Source organism: Alistipes sp., from assembly GCF_048465635.1.
GTDB lineage: Bacteria > Bacteroidota > Bacteroidia > Bacteroidales > Rikenellaceae > Alistipes.
The window spans coordinates 204,734-222,242 of sequence record NZ_DBFWLF010000017.1; the positions used below are offsets into that span (position 1 = coordinate 204,734).

At 67.3% G+C, this 17,509-nt stretch carries 9 protein-coding genes; 5 read left to right on the top strand and 4 right to left on the bottom strand.

Annotated elements, in window-relative coordinates; all coding sequences use genetic code 11:
* The first annotated feature begins 4 nt into the window (after window positions 1–4).
* From ACMO9O_RS07235 to ACMO9O_RS07255, 5 genes are read left to right on the top strand one after another with little or no spacing between them, the layout of a single operon-like run.
* The gene (locus tag ACMO9O_RS07235) at window positions 5–2,191 is read left to right on the top strand and encodes a DUF4838 domain-containing protein (RefSeq protein ID WP_418983163.1); all 2,187 of its coding nucleotides are present in this window, start codon (window positions 5–7) and stop codon (window positions 2,189–2,191) included.
* A 33-nt stretch (window positions 2,192–2,224) separates the two neighbouring features.
* The gene (locus ACMO9O_RS07240) at window positions 2,225–5,800 is read left to right on the top strand and encodes a GH92 family glycosyl hydrolase (protein ID WP_418983164.1); all 3,576 of its coding nucleotides are present in this window, start codon (window positions 2,225–2,227) and stop codon (window positions 5,798–5,800) included.
* An 8-nt stretch (window positions 5,801–5,808) separates the two neighbouring features.
* A complete protein-coding gene (locus ACMO9O_RS07245) occupies window positions 5,809–7,809 on the top strand; it encodes a glycoside hydrolase family 97 protein (protein WP_418983166.1) in 2,001 nt (666 codons plus the stop codon).
* Between the two features lie 4 nt (window positions 7,810–7,813).
* Window positions 7,814–9,814 carry a glycoside hydrolase family 65 protein gene (locus ACMO9O_RS07250; protein WP_418983167.1) on the top strand — a complete coding sequence of 667 codons (2,001 nt, stop codon included), beginning with the start codon at window positions 7,814–7,816 and terminating at the stop codon, window positions 9,812–9,814.
* 19 nt (window positions 9,815–9,833) lie between these two features.
* The gene (locus ACMO9O_RS07255; protein ID WP_418983168.1) at window positions 9,834–12,107 is read left to right on the top strand and encodes a GH92 family glycosyl hydrolase; all 2,274 of its coding nucleotides are present in this window, start codon (window positions 9,834–9,836) and stop codon (window positions 12,105–12,107) included.
* A 49-nt stretch (window positions 12,108–12,156) separates the two neighbouring features.
* On the opposite strand, the gene ACMO9O_RS07260 is transcribed toward ACMO9O_RS07255, so the two are convergent.
* The 4 genes from ACMO9O_RS07260 to ACMO9O_RS07275 form a co-directional block, all read right to left on the bottom strand.
* Entirely contained in the window at window positions 12,157–12,567 is a 411-nt protein-coding gene (locus ACMO9O_RS07260) for a S24/S26 family peptidase (protein ID WP_418983169.1), read from the bottom strand.
* Complete coding sequence (locus tag ACMO9O_RS07265; protein WP_418983170.1) at window positions 12,551–13,501, bottom strand: hypothetical protein; 951 nt, start codon at window positions 13,499–13,501, stop codon at window positions 12,551–12,553. The genes ACMO9O_RS07260 and ACMO9O_RS07265 overlap by 17 nt, the downstream gene beginning before the upstream one ends.
* A gap of 1 nt (window position 13,502) precedes the next feature.
* A complete protein-coding gene (locus ACMO9O_RS07270) occupies window positions 13,503–15,200 on the bottom strand; it encodes an ATP-binding cassette domain-containing protein (protein WP_418983172.1) in 1,698 nt (565 codons plus the stop codon).
* Window positions 15,194–17,509: UvrD-helicase domain-containing protein (locus ACMO9O_RS07275; RefSeq protein WP_418983173.1), on the bottom strand; the 2,316-nt coding region annotated here is incomplete at its 5' end. The genes ACMO9O_RS07270 and ACMO9O_RS07275, both read right to left, overlap by 7 nt.

Here is a 17,509-nt window from a genome sequence, read left to right on the forward strand (position 1 = left end):
CGGAATGAAACGCTTTACGATGCTTCTCATCGCGCTGCTGCTCGCGGCCTCCGTCGGGGCGCAGACCGTCCTGACCCGCCGCGGCAGGGCGGTCGCGCGGATCGTTCTGGCGGAGGATACCCCCGCCGACCGGACGGCCGCGCAGCTGCTCGTCCGCTTCGTAAGGGAGGCGAGCGGCGCGACGCTGCCCGTCATTTCGGGAACGCCGCGCCGGGGCGATCTGCTGATCGGGGCGGCCGATACGGCGGGCCTGACGGAGGACGGCTTCCGGCTCCGCACTGCGGACGGCGTGCTGCGGCTGAGTAGCGGCGGGGATAAAGGAGCGGTCTACGGGGCGGTGACCCTGCTGGAGCGATTTCTCGGGATGAACTACTACGCGGCCGGGGTCTATGACCTCGACCGTCGGCAGTCGATCGAAATCCCGGCGCAGGACCTTACGGATAACCCCGCCTTCCGCTACCGGCAGAGTCAGGGCTACGGCATGGCGCAGGATTCGGTCTACCGGCTTTTTCTGCGGCTGGAGGAGCCGCGCGACCTCTTCGCGGGCGGACTGTGGGTGCATACGTTCGACCGCCTGCTGCCTGCGTTGGTGTACGGGGCCGACCACCCCGAGTGGTACTCGATGATCGGCGGCGAGCGCCGGCCCGGGCGGGCGAGCCAGTGGTGTCTGACCAACGACGAGGTATTCGAGCGGGCCGCCGCGAAGGTCGATTCGGTCTTCCGCGCCGATCCCGGCCGTCGGATGATCTCCGTCAGCCAGAACGACAGCAACTTCACCTACTGCCGCTGTCCGGAGTGCGAAAAAGTCAACGAGGAGGAGGGCGCGCCCTCGGGCAACTACGTCCGCTTCCTGAACCGGCTGGCGGAGCGCTTCCCCGATCGGGAGTTCTCGACGCTGGCCTACCTCTTCACCATGCAGCCTCCCCGGCTGTCGCGGCCGCTTCCCAATGTGAACATCATGTTGTGCGACATCGACTGCGACCGCGAAGTGCCGCTGACGGACAACGCCTCGGGCCGCACCTTCGTCCGGGCGCTGGAGGGGTGGTCGGCGCTGACCGACAACATCTTCGTGTGGGATTACGGGATCAATTTCGACAACATGGTGGCCCCGTTCCCCAACTTCCCGATCCTCGGGGAGAACATGAAACTCTTCCGCCGCAGCGGGGTGAAGAGGCACTTTTCGCAAATCGGCGGCTCCTACGGCGGCGACTTCTCGGAGCTGCGCACCTGGGTCGTATCGAAACTGCTGTGGAACCCTGCGCAGGACGTCGATTCGCTGATGCGGCGCTTCATGCGGGGTTACTATGGCCCGGCCGCGCCCGAACTCTACGCCTACGAAAAATTGCTGGAGGGCGCTTTGCTCGGCTCGGGACAGCGCCTATGGATCTACGATTCGCCCGTCTCGCACAAGGACGGGATGCTCAACGCGGCGTGCCGCAAGCGCTACAACGCCCTGTTCGACCGGGCCGAGCGAGCCGTGGCGGCGGACAGCGTGCTGCTGCGCCGCGTCCGGCTGGCGCGCCTGCCGCTGCTCTACTCCGAGCTGGAGATCGCCCGCACCTCGCCCGAAAAGGACCTGGACGCAGTCGTGCGCACGCTCGACACGTTCGAAGAGTATACCGCCCGCTACGGGGTGCAGACGCTCAACGAGCGCAGCAACAGCCCCGCGGAATACTGCCGCCTCTACCGCGCGCGCTACCTGCCGCAGGCGGAACCGAACAAGGCGCTCGGGGCACGGATCGTCTGGATCGACGGACCGGCCGAAAAGTATCGGACCGACGGCGAACGGACGCTGACCGACGGTCTGTTCGGCGGGGCGACGTTCGTCGAGAGCTGGACGGGCTGGGAGGGGTGCGACGGCTCCTTCATCGTCGACCTGGGCCGCGAGACGGAGTTTACGCATGTGGAGACGGATTTCCTGCACCAGTTGGGCGCGTGGGTTCTGCTGCCCCGGGCGGTGACCTATGCGGTCTCCGCGGACGGGGAGGAGTACCGCCCGCTGGGGCGCCGGGAGCTGCCGGAGGACCGCTCCGTGCCGGTGAAGTTCGTCGCCGCGGGCGTCATGAGCGCCGAGCCGGTCCGGGCGCGCTATATCCGCGTGGAGATCGAGGGCGTCAAGACCTGCCCGTCGTGGCATTACGGCGTCGGCTGCCCGTGCTGGTTCTTCGCCGACGAGGTGACGGTGCGGTAAAGCGAAGTATAACCTATAACTTTTTAACGGATAATGAACCTCAAGTACAACCTTTTATTCGCTGCGGCGCTCCTTGCCGCGGCGTGCTCCCGGCCTGCGGCCCCGGAGAGCCTGACCCGCTGGGTCGATCCGAAGATCGGCACGGGCGGCCACGGCCACGTCTTCGTGGGGGCCAACGTGCCTTTCGGGCTGGTGCAGGTGGGCCCCACGAGCATCCCGCAGGAGTGGGACTGGTGCTCGGGCTACCACCAAAGCGATTCGACGGTGATCGGCTTTTCGCATACGCACCTGAGCGGCACGGGCATCGGCGACCTGTTCGACATCACCGTGATGCCCGTCACGGGGAGGGTGACCTATGCCCGCGGCGAGCAGAGCGACCCGCAGTCGGGCCTGTGGTCCTATGCCGACCGGACGCGCGAGGTCGCGCGGCCCGGCTACTACTCGGTTCCGCTGCTGCGCTACGGCATCGTGGCCGAGCTGACGGCCACCGAGCGCGTCGGCCTGCACCGCTACACCTTCCCCGCTTCGCAGGAGGCGGCCATCGTCTTCGACCTGGAGAACGGCGGCTGCTGGGACAAGGCGACCGAGACGGGCTTTGAGTTTTCGGACGACAGCACGCGCCTCTGCGGCTGGCGCTGCTCGACGGGGTGGGCGAAGGATCAGAAAGTCTATTTCGCCGCCGAGTTCTCGAAACCCGCCAGCAGCCTGACGTTCGAGCAGCCGGGAACGATGACCTCCGAAGCGCCCGCGATCGCGGCCCGCTACGCCCGTGTCGGGTTCGATACCACCGACGGGGAGCAGGTGCTGCTGAAGGTGGCCCTGTCGCCCGTGAGCATCGAGGGGGCGCGCGCCAACCTGGCCGCGGAGCTTCCCGGCTGGGACTTCGACGCCACGGCGGCGGCGGCCGATGCGAAGTGGAACGACCAGCTGTCGAAAGTGAAGATCGAAACGACGGATGAGACAGCCCGCAGGATATTCTATACGGCGCTCTACCATACGATGGTCGCCCCGTCGCTCTTCTGCGACGCGGACGGTGCGTACCGGGGTGCGGACGGCGTCGTGCGCGCCGATCCGGGGTACAGGACCTATACGACCTTCTCGCTGTGGGACACCTACCGCGCAGCGATGCCGCTGATGACTATCCTTCATCCGGAGATGACGCCCGACGTGGTCAATACGATGCTGGCCATCGCCGACGAGCAGGGCCGCCTGCCCGTATGGCATCTGTGGGGGAACGAGACCGACTGCATGGTGGGCAATCCGGGCATCGTGGCCGTGGCGGACGCCATCGTCAAGAACGTCCCGGGCTTCGACCGGGAGCGTGCGTTCGAGGCGATCCGCCGCACGGCGATGGACGACGGCCGCGGGGGCGACCTGCGGAAGAAATATGGTTATATCCCGTGCGATCTGTTCAACGAGGCGGTGGCCTACGACATGGAGTATGCCGTGGCGGACGGCGCAGCGGCCCGTGCCGCCGAGGCGCTGGGCCGCACGGACGACGCCCGCTATTTCGGGGAGCGCAGCCACTCCTACCGCCACTATTTCGACCCTGCGACGGGCTTTATCCGGGGCCGCGACAGCCGGGGCGGCTGGCGCACGCCGTTCAGCCCCTTCGCCTCGACCCACCGCGCGGACGACTACTGCGAGGGTAACGCCTGGCAGTATACGTGGCTTGCGCCGCACGACGTGAAGGGATTGCAGGCATGTTTCGGCAGCCGCAAAGCGCTGCTGGAAAAGCTCGATTCGCTCTTTTTGGCCCCCTCGACGATCGAGGGCGGCGACACCTCGCCCGATATTTCGGGGCTGATCGGGCAGTATGCCCACGGCAACGAACCCTCGCACGCGACGCTCTACCTCTATACGATGCTGGGCCAGCCGGGAAAGACGGCCGAGAAGGTGCGGCAGGTGCTCACGACGCTCTACCACGCCGCGCCGGACGGCCTTTCGGGCAACGAGGACGTCGGTCAGATGTCGGCCTGGTACGTGCTCTCGTCGCTGGGCTTCTACGAGGCCGAACCCGCGGGCGGCCGCTACTGGTTCTCTTCGCCGCTGTTCGATCGGGCCGAGCTGAAAGTTCCGGGCGGCACGTTCACGCTCACGGCGCGGAACAACTCCGCCGACAACAAATACATTCAGCGCGTGTGGCTGAACGGGCAGGTCTATACGAAGCCCTACCTGACGCACGAGGCGCTGATGCAGGGCGGCGAACTGCTCTTCGAGATGGGTGCGGAGCCGAAAGTGTGGTACTGCGCGGACGAACCGGAGGAGTACGCCGACCGGCGTCCCCGCCGCGAGGAGCGCCTTTTCCGCTCGGAGGCCGTGGAGCAGGAGATCGCCCGCGTCTGCAACCTGCTCGCCAACGAGCGGCTGCGGTGGATGTTCCGGAACTGCTTTCCCAATACGCTCGACACGACGGTCCACTACGGTGAGGACGCCGCGGGCAACCCCGATACATACGTTTATACGGGCGACATTCCGGCCATGTGGCTGCGCGACTCGGGGGCGCAGGTGTGGCCCTACGTGCAGTTGTGCGGCGACGATCCGCAGCTGCGGCGGATGATCGCGGGGGTGATCCGGCGGCAGCTGAAACTCATCAACATCGACCCCTATGCCAATGCGTTCAACGTCTGCCCGACGGGTGCGCACAACCCGACGGACTATCCCGCGGCGGACCCGATGGTCTTCGAACGCAAGTGGGAGATCGACTCGCACTGCTATCCCATCCGCCTTGCGCATCATTTCTGGAAGACAACGGGCGACGGTTCGGTCTTCGACACCGAGTGGCTTGCGGCGGTGCGCAATATCCTGCGCACGCTGCGCGAGCAGCAGCGCAGGGAGGGCCCGGGCGACTATCTCTTCCTGCGTACGACCGACCGCCAGCTGGACACCAAGTGTCACGTGGGCCGCGGCAATCCGGTGAAGCCCGTTGGGCTGATCGCCTCGGCGTTCCGCCCCTCGGACGACGCCACGACCTTCGAATTTCTCGTGCCGTCGAACTTCATGGCGGTCTCCTCGCTGCGCAAGGCCGCCGAAATCCTCACGGAGGTGAATAACGAGTCGCAGCTGGCCGCCGAATGTACGGCGCTGGCCGACGAGGTAGCCGCAGCTCTCGAAAAATACGCCGTCGCGGAGCACCCGAAATACGGCAAAATCTACGCGTTCGAGGTCGACGGCTTCGGCAACCGCTACCTGATGGACGACGCCAACGTCCCGTCGCTGCTGGCGATGGCCTACCTGGGCGACGTGGACCGCGACGATCCGGTCTACCAAAACACGCGCCGCTTCGTCTGGAGCGAGGACAACCCCTACTTCTGGCGCGGTGCGGCGGGCGAGGGGATCGGCGGTCCGCATATCGGCGTGGAGATGATCTGGCCGATGAGCATCATGATGCGGGCCTTAACGGCCGACGACGATGCGGAGATCCGCGACTGCATCGTGGCTTTGATGACCACCGATGCCGGGACGGGCTTCATGCACGAATCGTTCTCGCGCCACGACGCTGCGGACTACACGCGGCCCTGGTTCGCGTGGCAGAACACGCTCTTCGGCGAACTGATTCTCAAACTGGTGAACGAAGGGAAAACCGAGTTGCTGAACTCGATAAACTGACCGAAACGATGAAGATTGCAACCTGTTTGCTCGGCGGCGTCTGTCTGCTTCTCCTGCCGGGCTGCGGTTCGAGGAACACGGCCGCCGTTTCGCCCGACGGGCGTACCGAAATCCGCTTCGCGCTGGACGAGGCGGGCCGTCCGACGTGGGCCATAGACCGCGACGGAGAGCCACTGCTGCTGCCCTCGCGGCTGGGGATCGTGACGCGCGAGGTGTTGTTCGATTCGCTGACCCTGCGCCGCGTGGAGCGCACCTCGGCCGACGAGGCGTGGACGCAGCCGTGGGGCGAGAACAAGCACGTGCGCGACCGTCACAACGAGACGGCCGTGGAGCTGACCGCTCCCAACGGAGCGACGCTGACGGTGCGCCTGCGCGCCTTCGACGACGGGGTGGCCCTGCGCTACGAGTGGGCCGCAGGGGTCGATTCGCTGACGGTGACGGACGAGCGGACCGAGTTCCGCTTCGCCGACGAGGCGGGTGCGATGTCGTGGTCGATCGCGGGCAATTTCGAAACCTACGAACTCCCGTACCGCGAACAGCCGATCGCGGCGGTGGCGGACGCCAACACCCCCTTCACGTTCCGCAGCGGCGGGGGCGTCTACGGCTCCGTGCACGAGGCGGCGTTGTACGACTGGCCGGAGATGGTGCTGCGGCGTGACAGCGCGGGCGTGCTGAAAGCCGACCTGGCTCCGCTGCCCGACGGGGTGAAGGCCCGCGTCCCGGGCCGCTTCACCACGCCGTGGCGGACGATCCAACTGGGCGACCGGGCGGTCGATCTGATCAATTCCCCGCTGATTCTCAACCTCAACGAACCCTCCGCGATCGCCGACGTGTCGTGGATTCGTCCGCAGAAATACGTCGGCGTATGGTGGGGCATGCACCTCGGGACGCAGACCTGGACGATGGGTCCGCGCCACGGCGCGACGACCGAAAACGCCATCCGCCACATCGACTTCGCCGCGGCGAACGACATCCAGGGCGTCCTGTTCGAGGGGTGGAACCGCGGCTGGGAGAACTGGGGCGGCAACCAGCACTTCGACTATCTGGCCCCTTATGCCGATTTCGATCTAGAACGCATCGCGGCCTATGCCCGCGAAAAGGGCGTGGAGCTGTGGATGCACAACGAGACGGGCGGCAACATTCCCGAATACGAAGCCGCGATGGAGGCCGCGATGAAGCGCTACGCCGAGCTGGGCGTCCACACGCTCAAGACGGGTTACGCGGGCGGCTTCAAGGGCGGCTACCTGCACCATTCGCAGTACGGCGTGCAGCACTACCAGCGCGTGGTGGAGGCGGCCGCGAAGCATCGGATCATGCTCGACGCCCACGAACCGATCAAGGAGACGGGCATCCGCCGCACCTGGCCCAACATGATGACGCGCGAGGGGGCGCGGGGCATGGAGTGGAACGCTTGGTCGGAGGGCAACTCGGCGGAATATCTGTGCACGCTCCCCTTCGTGCGCCTCTTGAGCGGTCCGATGGACTACACGCCGGGCATCTTCGACCTGGACTACTCGCGGGCGAAGGCCGACCCCGGCCGACTCATGTGGAACGGCGACAATTCGGCGTGTCGGATCAGCACCACGTTGGCGCGGCAGATCGCCAACTGGGTGCTGATCTACTCGCCGTTGCAGATGGCCGCGGACCTGATCGAGAACTACGAGGGTCACCCGGCATTCCAGTTCTTCCGCGATTTCGACGCCGACTGCGACGCTTCGGAGGCGTTGCAAGGGGAGATCGGCGACTACATCGTCGTCGTGCGCCGTGCCGGCGACCGCTTCTTCCTCGGGGCAGGGACGAACGGCGAGGCGCGCACGCTCACGCAGCCGCTCGCGTTCCTGGAACCCGGCGTAACCTATACCGCCGCCGTCTATGCCGACGACCTTTCGTCGGACGATCCCGAAATCTGCCGCATCGAGCGGCGGACGGTCACGGCGGCCGATACGCTGGTGATCGGGATGGCCCCCTGCGGCGGACAGGCGGTGACGTTCTTACCCGTAAATGAGTAGTATCATGCGGAAATGCCTGCTTCTTACCGCGTTTTGTGCGCTCGTCCCGTTCGCAGCCGCAGCCCGCGGCGAGGGCTGGGTCCTGACGGCGCGGGACACCTCGGCGGCGTACTATCCCGCGGCGATGGCCAACGGCGAGTTGGGCGTGGTCGTGGGCCGCGCGCCCCTGTGCTTCGGCCCGGTTCTGCTGGGCGGGGCCTATGAACGGGGAACGGCGGAGCGGGTGAGCCGCATGCTGGAGGGGATCGACCCGCTGGCGCTTTCGATGCAGGTGGACGGTCACGAGGTCGACCTCGCGGCTTTGCGTGCGCAGGAGCAGCGGATCGACCTGCGGCGGGCCGTGCATGCGACCCGCTTCGCGGCGGAGGGCGTGGAGGTGGTCTGCCGCGTGCGCGCCCTGCGTAACATGCCCTACGCCCTGATGGCCGAGGTGGAGGTCGCGGCGGCGCGCGATGCGGAGGTCTGCTTCACCAACCGCCACGCGATTCCCGCTGAATTCGCCGACACCGTGCGCGAATCCCGCACGGTGTGGTGCGACGACGGCAGCCGCATCGGCGTGCTGCGCAGCTCGGGGAGCTACAACCGGGGGCAGGATTGGATCGTCGCCGTCTCGACCCTGCTCGGCGGGCCGGGGTGCGAACCGGCTGCGCCCGGCAGCGTGTGTATCTCTCTGCGCAGGGGCGAATGCGCCTCGTTCGCCGTGGTCGGCATCGTCTGCACGACGGCTTCGTTCGCCGATCCGTGGAACGAGGCGGAGCGGCAGGCGGTTTACGCCGTCCGCGAGGGAACGCAACGGCTCATCGCCGCCCACGAACGGTTGTGGGAGCGGCTGTGGCGGAGCGACATCGAGATCGGAGGTGATGCGGAGGCGCAGCGGACCGTGCGTTTTGCGCTCTTCAACCTCTACTCCTCGGTCCGCGCAGGTTCGCGGCGGAGTATTCCGCCGATGGGGCTTTCGGCGGGCGTTTACAACGGCCATATCTTCTGGGATGCGGAGCTGTGGATGTTCCCGGCGCTGCTGGCGCTGCGGCCCGAGCTGGCGCGCACGATGCTCGACTACCGCATGGACGGCCTTGCGGCGGCACGTCGCCGGGCCTATGCCTACGGCTACGGGGGCGCGATGTTCCCCTGGGAGGGGGACGACCGCGGCGAGGAGTGCACCCCGACCCGCGCGCTGACCGGACCGCTCGAGCACCATGTCACGGCCGACGTGGCGCTGGCGTGCTGGAACTACTACTGCGTGACGCAGGATCGGGCGTGGCTGCGCACCTCGGGCTATCCGCTGCTGCGGGAGACAGCCCGGTTCTGGTGCGACCGCGTGACGGCGAACGACGACGGCAGCTACTCGATTCCGAACGTCGTCGGCGCCGACGAATACGCCATGGGCGTCACGGACAACGCCTTTACCAACGGCGCGGCCCGCCGGGCGCTGGAAGCGGCCGCGGCTGCTGCAGCCCTCTGCGGCGAACGGGCGGACCCCCGCTGGACGGAGATCGCCGCGGGGCTGCGCATCCTCCGCTTCCCGGACGGGGTGACGCGCGAGCACGCCGCCTATGCGGGCGAGCGGATCAAGCAGGCCGACGCCAATCTGTTGGCCTATCCGCTCGGGATCGTGACCGACCGCGAGATCATGCTGCGCGACCTGGCCTATTACGAGCCGCGGATCGACCCCGCCGACGGACCGGCGATGAGCTACGCCGTATTCGCCGTCCAGTACGCCCGGCTGGGGATGGCACACAAGGCGGACGAACTGTTCCGCCGCTCCTACCGGCCCAACCTGCGGCCCCCGTTCGGCGTGCTGGCCGAAACGGCCACAAGCGGCAACCCCTGCTTCATGACGGGGGCGGGCGGCCTGCTGCAAGCCGTGCTGTTCGGCTTCGGCGGGCTGGAGATCGGCCCCGAGGGGCTTGTCCAGCGCGAATCGGTGCTGCCGCCGGGGTGGACCAGTCTCAGGATCAGCATCGACGGCAAAGCGGCTTATACGAAAATGAACGAAACTAATTGATAAACTGACCTACAATCGCATGAAAACACTTGGAATCCTCGCCTGCGCGCTGCTTGCGTGGGGGTGTGAACGCCCGGCCCGGCAACAGGCGCCGCGGCCCTCGGAGTACGTTACGACCCTGGTGGGTACGCAGTCGGACTATGCGCTCTCGACGGGCAACACCTATCCGGCCATCGCCCTGCCGTGGGGCATGAACTTCTGGACGCCCCAGACCGGCGCGATGGGCGACGGCTGGGCCTACACCTATGGGTCGCACACGATTCGGGGCCTGAAGCAGACGCACCAGCCCTCGCCGTGGATCAACGACTACGGACAGTTCTCGCTGATGCCCGTGCGCGGGGCGGACAAACTCGGCGAGGAGAGCCGTAAGAGCTGGTTCTCGCACCAGTCGGAGGAGGCCAGACCCTATTATTACAAGGTCTACCTGGCCGACCACGACATCACGGCCGAGGTCGCGCCGACCGAGCGCGCGGCCGTGATGCGCTTCACCTTCCCCGAAACGAAGGAGGCGGGCGTGGTGATCGACGCCTTCGACCGCGGTTCGCGGGTCGAGATCGTCGACGACCGGACCGTCGCGGGCTACTCGACGCGCAACAGCGGAGGCGTGCCCGGCAACTTCCGCAACTGGTTCGTGATCCGCTTCGACAAGCCCTTTACGGGGGTGGAGCTGACCGCCGACCCCGCGAAATACGAGGCGGGCAGCCAGGTGCTCTATCCGGAGGGCGGAAAGAGCGTCGAGGGCGGCCATGCTGTGGCCAAGGTGCACTTCGCAACGCGCCGCGGCGAGCAGGTGACCGCGCGCGTCGCCTCGTCGTTCATCTCCTCGGAGCAGGCCGTGCGCAACCTCGAAACCGAGGTGGGCACGGACGACTTCGACACGGTGCGGGACAAAGCCCAGCGCCGCTGGGACGAGGTGCTGGGCCGCATCGAGGTGTCGGGCGGCACGGAGGAGCAGATGCGCACGTTCTACTCGTGCCTCTACCGCTCGACGCTCTTCCCGCGCAAGTTCTACGAGATCGACGCGCAGGGGACACCGATCCATTACAGCCCCTACAACGGCGAGGTGCTGCCGGGTTACATGTATACCGATACGGGTTTCTGGGATACGTTCCGGGCGCTCTTCCCGCTGCTCAACCTGGTCTATCCGTCGGTCAATGCGGAGATTCAGGCGGGGCTGGCCAACGCCTACCGCGAAAGCGGCTTCCTGCCCGAGTGGGCGTCGCCGGGCCACCGCGGCTGCATGGTGGGCAACAATTCGGCCTCGATCGTCTCGGAGGCCATCCTGCGGGGCGTAACCCCCGAGGAGGATGTCGCCACGCTCTACGAAGCGATGTTGTCGGGGCGCGGAAAGGTCCATCCGACGGTCTCCTCCACGGGGCGTCTGGGGCACGAGTACTACGATTCGCTGGGCTACGTGCCCTACGACGTGGGGATCAACGAGAATGTCGCCCGCACGCTGGAATATGCCTACGACGACTGGTGCATCGCGCAGGCGGCCCGCAGGCTGGGCCATGAGGAGGACGCCGCGATGCTCGAAAAGGCTTCGCGCAACTGGCGCAACGTCTTCGACCCGGAAACCCTGCTGATGCGGGGCCGCAACGCCGACGGGACGTTCCAGCAGCCGTTCAGCCCCTATAAGTGGGGCGACGCCTACACCGAGGGCAACGCCTGGCACTACACCTGGTCGGTGTTCCACGACGTTGGGGGCCTGAGCGACGCGATGGGCGGCGAGGAGGGATTTGCCCGGATGCTCGATTCGGTCTTCGTCGTACCGCCGATCTACGACGACAGCTACTACGGCGCGCGCATCCACGAGATCACCGAGATGCAGGTGGCCGACATGGGCAACTACGCCCACGGCAACCAGCCCGCACAGCACATGATCTACCTCTACGACTACTGCGGCCAGCCCCACAAGGCGCAGTGGTGGACGCGCGAGGTGATGGACCGCCTCTACTCCCCGAAGCCCGACGGCTACTGCGGGGACGAGGACAACGGACAGACCTCGGCGTGGTACGTCTTCTCGGCGCTGGGCTTCTATCCCGTCTGTCCGGCGTCGGACACCTATGCCGTCGGCTCGCCGCTCTTCCGGCAGGCGACGATCCACCTGGAGAACGGCGAAACGGTGCGGATCGACGCCCCGGCGAACACTCCGGCGAATCGCTATATCCGGGAAATGACGCTCGACGGCGCGGTCGTCGCGGAGCCTTTCCTGCGTTACGACGATCTGAAAAAGGGCGCTCAGATCCGCTTTGCGATGCAGGCGGAACCTGCCCCGGTGAACAACCGATAAGCTGCCGCAAACGAAGAAGCGGGTCCTGTCGAAACAGGACCCGCTTTCGTTATCGGGGACAGATGCGCCGCAGCAGCCACAACGGGTATTTCCTTACGGGACGCAGCCACAGCCAGATGCGCGCCAGCGCGAGGTGCAGCCGCCCGCAGTCGACGATGCCGTGGACCCGTTCGCGGGCGATCGACTCCGTGCCGCACCAGTTGCCGTCGCCGAGCAGCGTGATGCGCTCCCGTCCGATGTGCAGGATGCGGTGCACGACGAACGTTCCCGCGTCGGTTTCACCCAGCACGACCTTCCCGCGGGCCAAATCGCCGGCGGCGAGGGGGCGCAGGCGAATGACGCTGCCGCTGCGGAAGAAGGGGAGCATGCTCTGCCCCTCGACCCGCACGCTCACCGGATGCCCCTCGCGCAGCAGGTCGCGGGCCAGCGCGAAAGCGGCTCCGTTAGCAATCCGTTTCATGCGGGAAGAGGGTTTGGCAGACCAGCCGTGCCGCCGCCGCGTCGGGCAGGCACTCCAGGTGGTAGACGTCGACGAGCGCCAGCAGCCCCGCCACCGTGTCGCACACGCGGTCGAACAGCGCCTTGTCGTGGGCGAAAGCGGGCGGACAGGAGGGGAGCAGCGCCCCGATGGAGGCGAGGGGCTGCAACTTTCGGATGCGGTTGTGCGGCGCCTGCGAGAGGCGCACGAAAGCCCGGATCGGGTAGCACTCGTTGCGGTAGCAGGGGGTCTTTCCGCTCCACGGCGAGCCGCAGGCCAGCGCGACAGGAAGCTCCTGCGGAGGCAGGCCCGGGAGGTGCAGGAATGCCGGCTCGGCATCGTTGCTGCGCTCCCCGCCGACGATGCGCACGATGGGGCTGTCGTCGTTGAGCAGCTCCGCGCCCGGAATATGCTCGCGCCAGAGCCGCGTGTGGGTGCTTTTGCCCGTCCCCGATTCGCCCAGAAAGAGCACGGCCTGCCCCCGGTAGAGCAGCACCGAGGAGTGGATCGCCAGGCTCATCCGCCGCAGGGCGGCGATGTTGAAGGCGGTCCACAGTCCGAAGCGCAGCAGGGCGGGGTGGTGGTGGAGCGAGTAGTCGGTAAGGACCTCCGGGGCGTCCCTCCGCATGCGGAAATGCGCCGTGGCGCTACCGTCGCGGGGCGTCATTTCGAGCAGATAGCCCGCCGAATCGCGTCCGAAGCGGCAGGCGGCGTCGGCGTCCGAGAAGTCGAAGCGGTCGATTTCGCGGTAATCCGTGCCCGGCGGCGGGCAGTCGCCCGTCAGCAGCAGCACGTCCGGTCCGGAGAGATCTGCTCCCGAGGCCGTCACGGCGAAAGGTGCGAGCGCACGCGAGAAATGCCCCGCCGCCAGATGGTCGGGCAGACTCACGCGCAGGTCGGCGATGATGTATTCCATGTTATTCTCCCAGCGTTATGATCCGGTCACAATATTCCAGCGAGCTTTCGCGGTGGGCGATGGCCACCAGCGTCAGGCCCGGGTGCGAGGCGGCCAGCGCCGCGATGGCGCGGTTGACCTGCTCCTCGGTGCGGCTGTCGAGCGCCGAGGTCGCCTCGTCGAAGAACAATACGTCCGAGCGGCGGTAGAGCGCCCGGGCGATGCCGATGCGCTGGCGCTGACCGCCTGAGAGGCGGCAGCCGCACTCGCCCACGCGGGTGTCCATGCCGTCGGGCAGCGAGGCGATGAACGCGCCCAGCTGCGCTGCTTCGAGCGCTTCGGCCGCGCGGCGGCGGTCGATCTCCTCGGCGGGCGTGCCGAGCGCAACGTTCTCGGCGAAGGTCGCATCGGCCAAAAAGAGGTGCTGCGACACGTAGCCGATCCGCCGCTGCCAGGCGCGGCGGTTGCTGCGCGTAAGGGGCACGCCGTCGATCTCGATGCGGCCCGCAGCGGGCTCGTAAAGTCCCAGCAGCAGGTTGAAAAGGGTCGTCTTGCCCGCCCCCGATGCGCCGCGGATGCCCACGCGTTCGCCCTTGCGGATGGTGAGCGAGAGGTCGCGGAAGAGTTCGCTGCCGTCGTCCTCGAAGCGGAACGAAAGCCCCCGCACGGCGATTTCGCGCTCGAAAGGCAGCGTGCGGCCGTCGTCCGGCTCCGCCGGGGCCGTTGCCGTAGGCGCGTCGCGCAGGATGTCGATCGTGTAGCGGTTGTAGCGGATCGAGGCCCAGCCCGCCATGATGCTGCGCACGGAGGGCATCAGCCGCAGCGCCGCCACGGCGAACACGCCGAAGAGCAGCCGCGCGTCGGCGGCTCCGCGGCCAAGGCTCAGGGCGACGAGCAGCGCCATGCCCACGGCCAGCCCGACCTCGGTGAAAGTCTGGGGCAGCATCCAGAGCGCCGCTTCGCGCCGGCGGTTGTCGATCACGCGGTCCATGGCGCGGTCGAACGTGCGGAGCATCATCGGAAAGGCGTCGTTGATCTCGATGTCGGCGTAGCCGCGGAAGGTTTCGGCCACCAGCCGCGCCTTTTCGCGCTGGGCCTTGTTCTCCAGCTCGCCGTAGCGGGCGATGCGCTTGCGCACGAGCGTGAAGTAGAGCCACGCCGCAGGCAGGAAGACCGCCACGGCGAGCAGCGCAGCCAGCGGCGCATAGGCGGCCAGCGCGGCGATGAGCAGGACGAGCAGCATACCCTCGGCGGCCATCGAGGCCGCGGGGCGCAGGATGCCCGAGACGAAAGCCAGGCAGACGACGTTGACGTTGCGCGCCAGCAGCGCCGAGTTCGTCCCCTTGATAAAGGCCAGCCCCCGGTCGTGGTAGGCGACGAAAAGCCGCCGCGACAGCGTGCGGTAGAGGCTGTATATATAACGGTGCTCCGCTTGGGCGAGCAGGTAGTTTATCAGGCACTTCGTCCCCACGACCGCGACCACCCCGCCGCACAGCGCCAGCGCAAAGGTGCGTGGCGACGAAAGTCCCGAAAGGGCGTAGGCGCGGGCCAGCGGACCTGCGGTTGTGGTCCACGACGGATCGAGCACCAGCGCCAGTGCGGGCAGCAGCGCCGCCAGCCCCGCCAGGTTGAGCACGGCCCGCACGAGCAGGGTCGCCGCCACCCGCAGCCCCCGGCGGCGGTAGGCCGGAGGCAGGATTCGGATCAGTTCTTTCAGCATGCCTCGCCGACTTTTTCGATTTCACCCAGTTTCACGTACCAGAGATAACCCTCGCACGCGGTGTAGCCCATCCCCTGCAGCAGGCGGAGGTATTCGCCGATCTGGCGGCGGTTCTCGCCCGCCTCCCGGCCGCCGAACTTGTAATCGACCACCACGGCGCGGTCGCCGCGGGTCATTACCCGGTCGGGTCGCCGCGTGACGCCGCCCGGGAGGATGATCTCCTGTTCGTTGCGCACGCGCTCCCAGCCCCCGCCGAACCACTCGCCGACGACGGGGTTGTCCAGCGCCCGATCGATCATCCGTTGCAGGGTGGCGGCGTCCGCATCGCCCAGCGTGCCGTCGGCGTGCATGCGCTCCACGCAGCGGCGGATGTCTTCCGCGGTGTCGGCCTCCTGAAACGCCCGGTGCATCAGGATGCCGAAGTTGCGGGGCGAGAGTTCCCGTTCGCCCTCGTCGAAGTAGCGCTGCGAGGGGAGGCGCAGCCTGAGGTCGGCGCGGGAGGTGAGGTAGTGTTCCAGCACGACATGCTCCGCCTCCTGCCGCCGCCCCCCGCGGGCGACGGGCGGGGCGAACTCCCCGTACTCGAAGCGCTCGCCCGCTTCGGAAAGCGTGTGGCGGACACTGCCGGGCCGGGTCTTTGCCGCTTCGCTCTCTGCCGCTTCGGGGGCAGCCGTTTCATTCCCGACCGCCGTCTCTGCCGCTTCGGCGGCAGGCGTCCCTGGCCCGACCGTCATCTCTTCCGGCCCGGCAGCCGTCCCGTTCCCGACCGCTGTCTTTTCCGCTTTGGCGGCAGCCGTCCCGTTCCTGCCCGCAGTCTCTTCCGGCCCGGCAGCCGTCCCGTTCCCGACCGTCTCTTCCGGCCCGGCAACCGTCCCGGCTCCGTCCGCCTCGGCAGCGAGGCATTCCAGCAGCAGCGAACCGATGTGACGCCCCCCGCGTTCGGGCACGAAGACGTGGAGCGACTCCGCGGCGCGCGTAAGGGCCACGTAGAGCAGATTCACATTGTCCACGTGCGTGTAGACCAGCTCGCGGTAGTACTCCGCAGCGAAACCCGATTTGGCCATCGAGCGCTTGAACCTGACCGGGAAGCGTCCCACGGCCCCGGCCTCCCCGCGCGCTTCGGCCCAGACGATATTCTGCACGTTGCCGCCCGAGCGGGGGTCCAGCGGCCAGGAGCAGTAGGGGATCACCACGACCCGTTTTTCAAGCCCTTTGGCCTTGTGGATGGTAGTGATCTCGATGGTCGAGGCGCTCTCGTCGATCGAGAGCGAACGGGCGGAACCCTGTTCGTCCCACCAGCGGAGGAACAGGGCGATGTCGGCGATCTTGTTGGCGCAGAAAGCGATGATCTGCTCGTGCAGGGCTTGCAGGTAGGCCGTGTGACGCTTGTCGCGCTGGAGATCGTGTTCCATGACGATGCGTTCGAACGCCTCCTCGGGCGGCAACAGACGCAGCGAGCGGAAGAAGGTGCGGCGGCTCTCGTCGAGCGGAGCATCGAACGCGCGGCCGAGAAAGCGGTTCCAGACCGCGCGGCTGAGCCGGTCGTCCGGATTGAGCGCCAGCCGGAGCGCCGCAACGACGAACGAGCTGACCGGGGCGCGGCCGATGATGAGCGCCTCGTGGGTCATCACGTCGAAGCGGTAGCGCTCCTCGCGGTTGCGGCGCTTGAAGTCGAGCAGCTCCTCGGCTACTTTCGCCCCGTCGGTGGCTCCGCGCACGAGAATCATGATGTCGCACGGACGAAAGCCCTTGTCTAACAGTTCGCACAGCCGCTCCACGACGGGCGGCCTGTCGGCGAAGGTCTCCACCGAGACGTAACCCGGGTGCTCCGCCTGCCGGCGCGGACGCTGGGCGTGGTCGCGGTAGGCGTCGGCGAGCGTGTCGCGCAGGGCGGCACATTCGCCCGCCGTCAGGTCGCCGCGCGCCGCAGCTTCATCCACGGCGGCGTTCAGCAGGCGGTTGTCCGCCGCCACGATGCGGGCGATCGCGCGGTTGTTGAAGTCGACCACCACGGGCAGACTGCGGAAATTCTCCTGAAGGGTGACCGTCTGCGTTTCGGCTGCGCCCAAAGCCTGCTGCGCCCCGGTGTGCAGAATCTTCCAGTCGCCGCCGCGCCAGCGGTAGATCGACTGCTTGATGTCGCCCACGACCACTACCGAGGTGGCGTCGGACTGCGCCATGGCGTTTTGCAGCAGGGGCAGGAAATTCTCCCACTCCTTGACCGAGGTGTCCTGGAACTCGTCGATCATGAAGCGCTCGAAGCGGTTGCCGACCTTCTCGTAGATGAACGGCGCGTCGTTGTGGCCGAT

Excerpts from the sequence above, each read along its gene's own strand:
- ACMO9O_RS07235 (WP_418983163.1), top strand. The coding sequence starts at position 5 with ATGAAACGCTTTACGATGCTTCTCATCGCGCTGCTGCTCGCGGCCTCC.
- ACMO9O_RS07265 (WP_418983170.1), bottom strand. The coding sequence starts at position 13,501 with ATGGAATACATCATCGCCGACCTGCGCGTGAGTCTGCCCGACCATCTG.
- ACMO9O_RS07260 (WP_418983169.1), bottom strand. The coding sequence starts at position 12,567 with ATGAAACGGATTGCTAACGGAGCCGCTTTCGCGCTGGCCCGCGACCTG.
- ACMO9O_RS07240 (WP_418983164.1), top strand. The coding sequence starts at position 2,225 with ATGAACCTCAAGTACAACCTTTTATTCGCTGCGGCGCTCCTTGCCGCG.
- ACMO9O_RS07245 (WP_418983166.1), top strand. The coding sequence starts at position 5,809 with ATGAAGATTGCAACCTGTTTGCTCGGCGGCGTCTGTCTGCTTCTCCTG.
- ACMO9O_RS07255 (WP_418983168.1), top strand. The coding sequence starts at position 9,834 with ATGAAAACACTTGGAATCCTCGCCTGCGCGCTGCTTGCGTGGGGGTGT.
- ACMO9O_RS07250 (WP_418983167.1), top strand. The coding sequence starts at position 7,814 with ATGCGGAAATGCCTGCTTCTTACCGCGTTTTGTGCGCTCGTCCCGTTC.
- ACMO9O_RS07270 (WP_418983172.1), bottom strand. The coding sequence starts at position 15,200 with ATGCTGAAAGAACTGATCCGAATCCTGCCTCCGGCCTACCGCCGCCGG.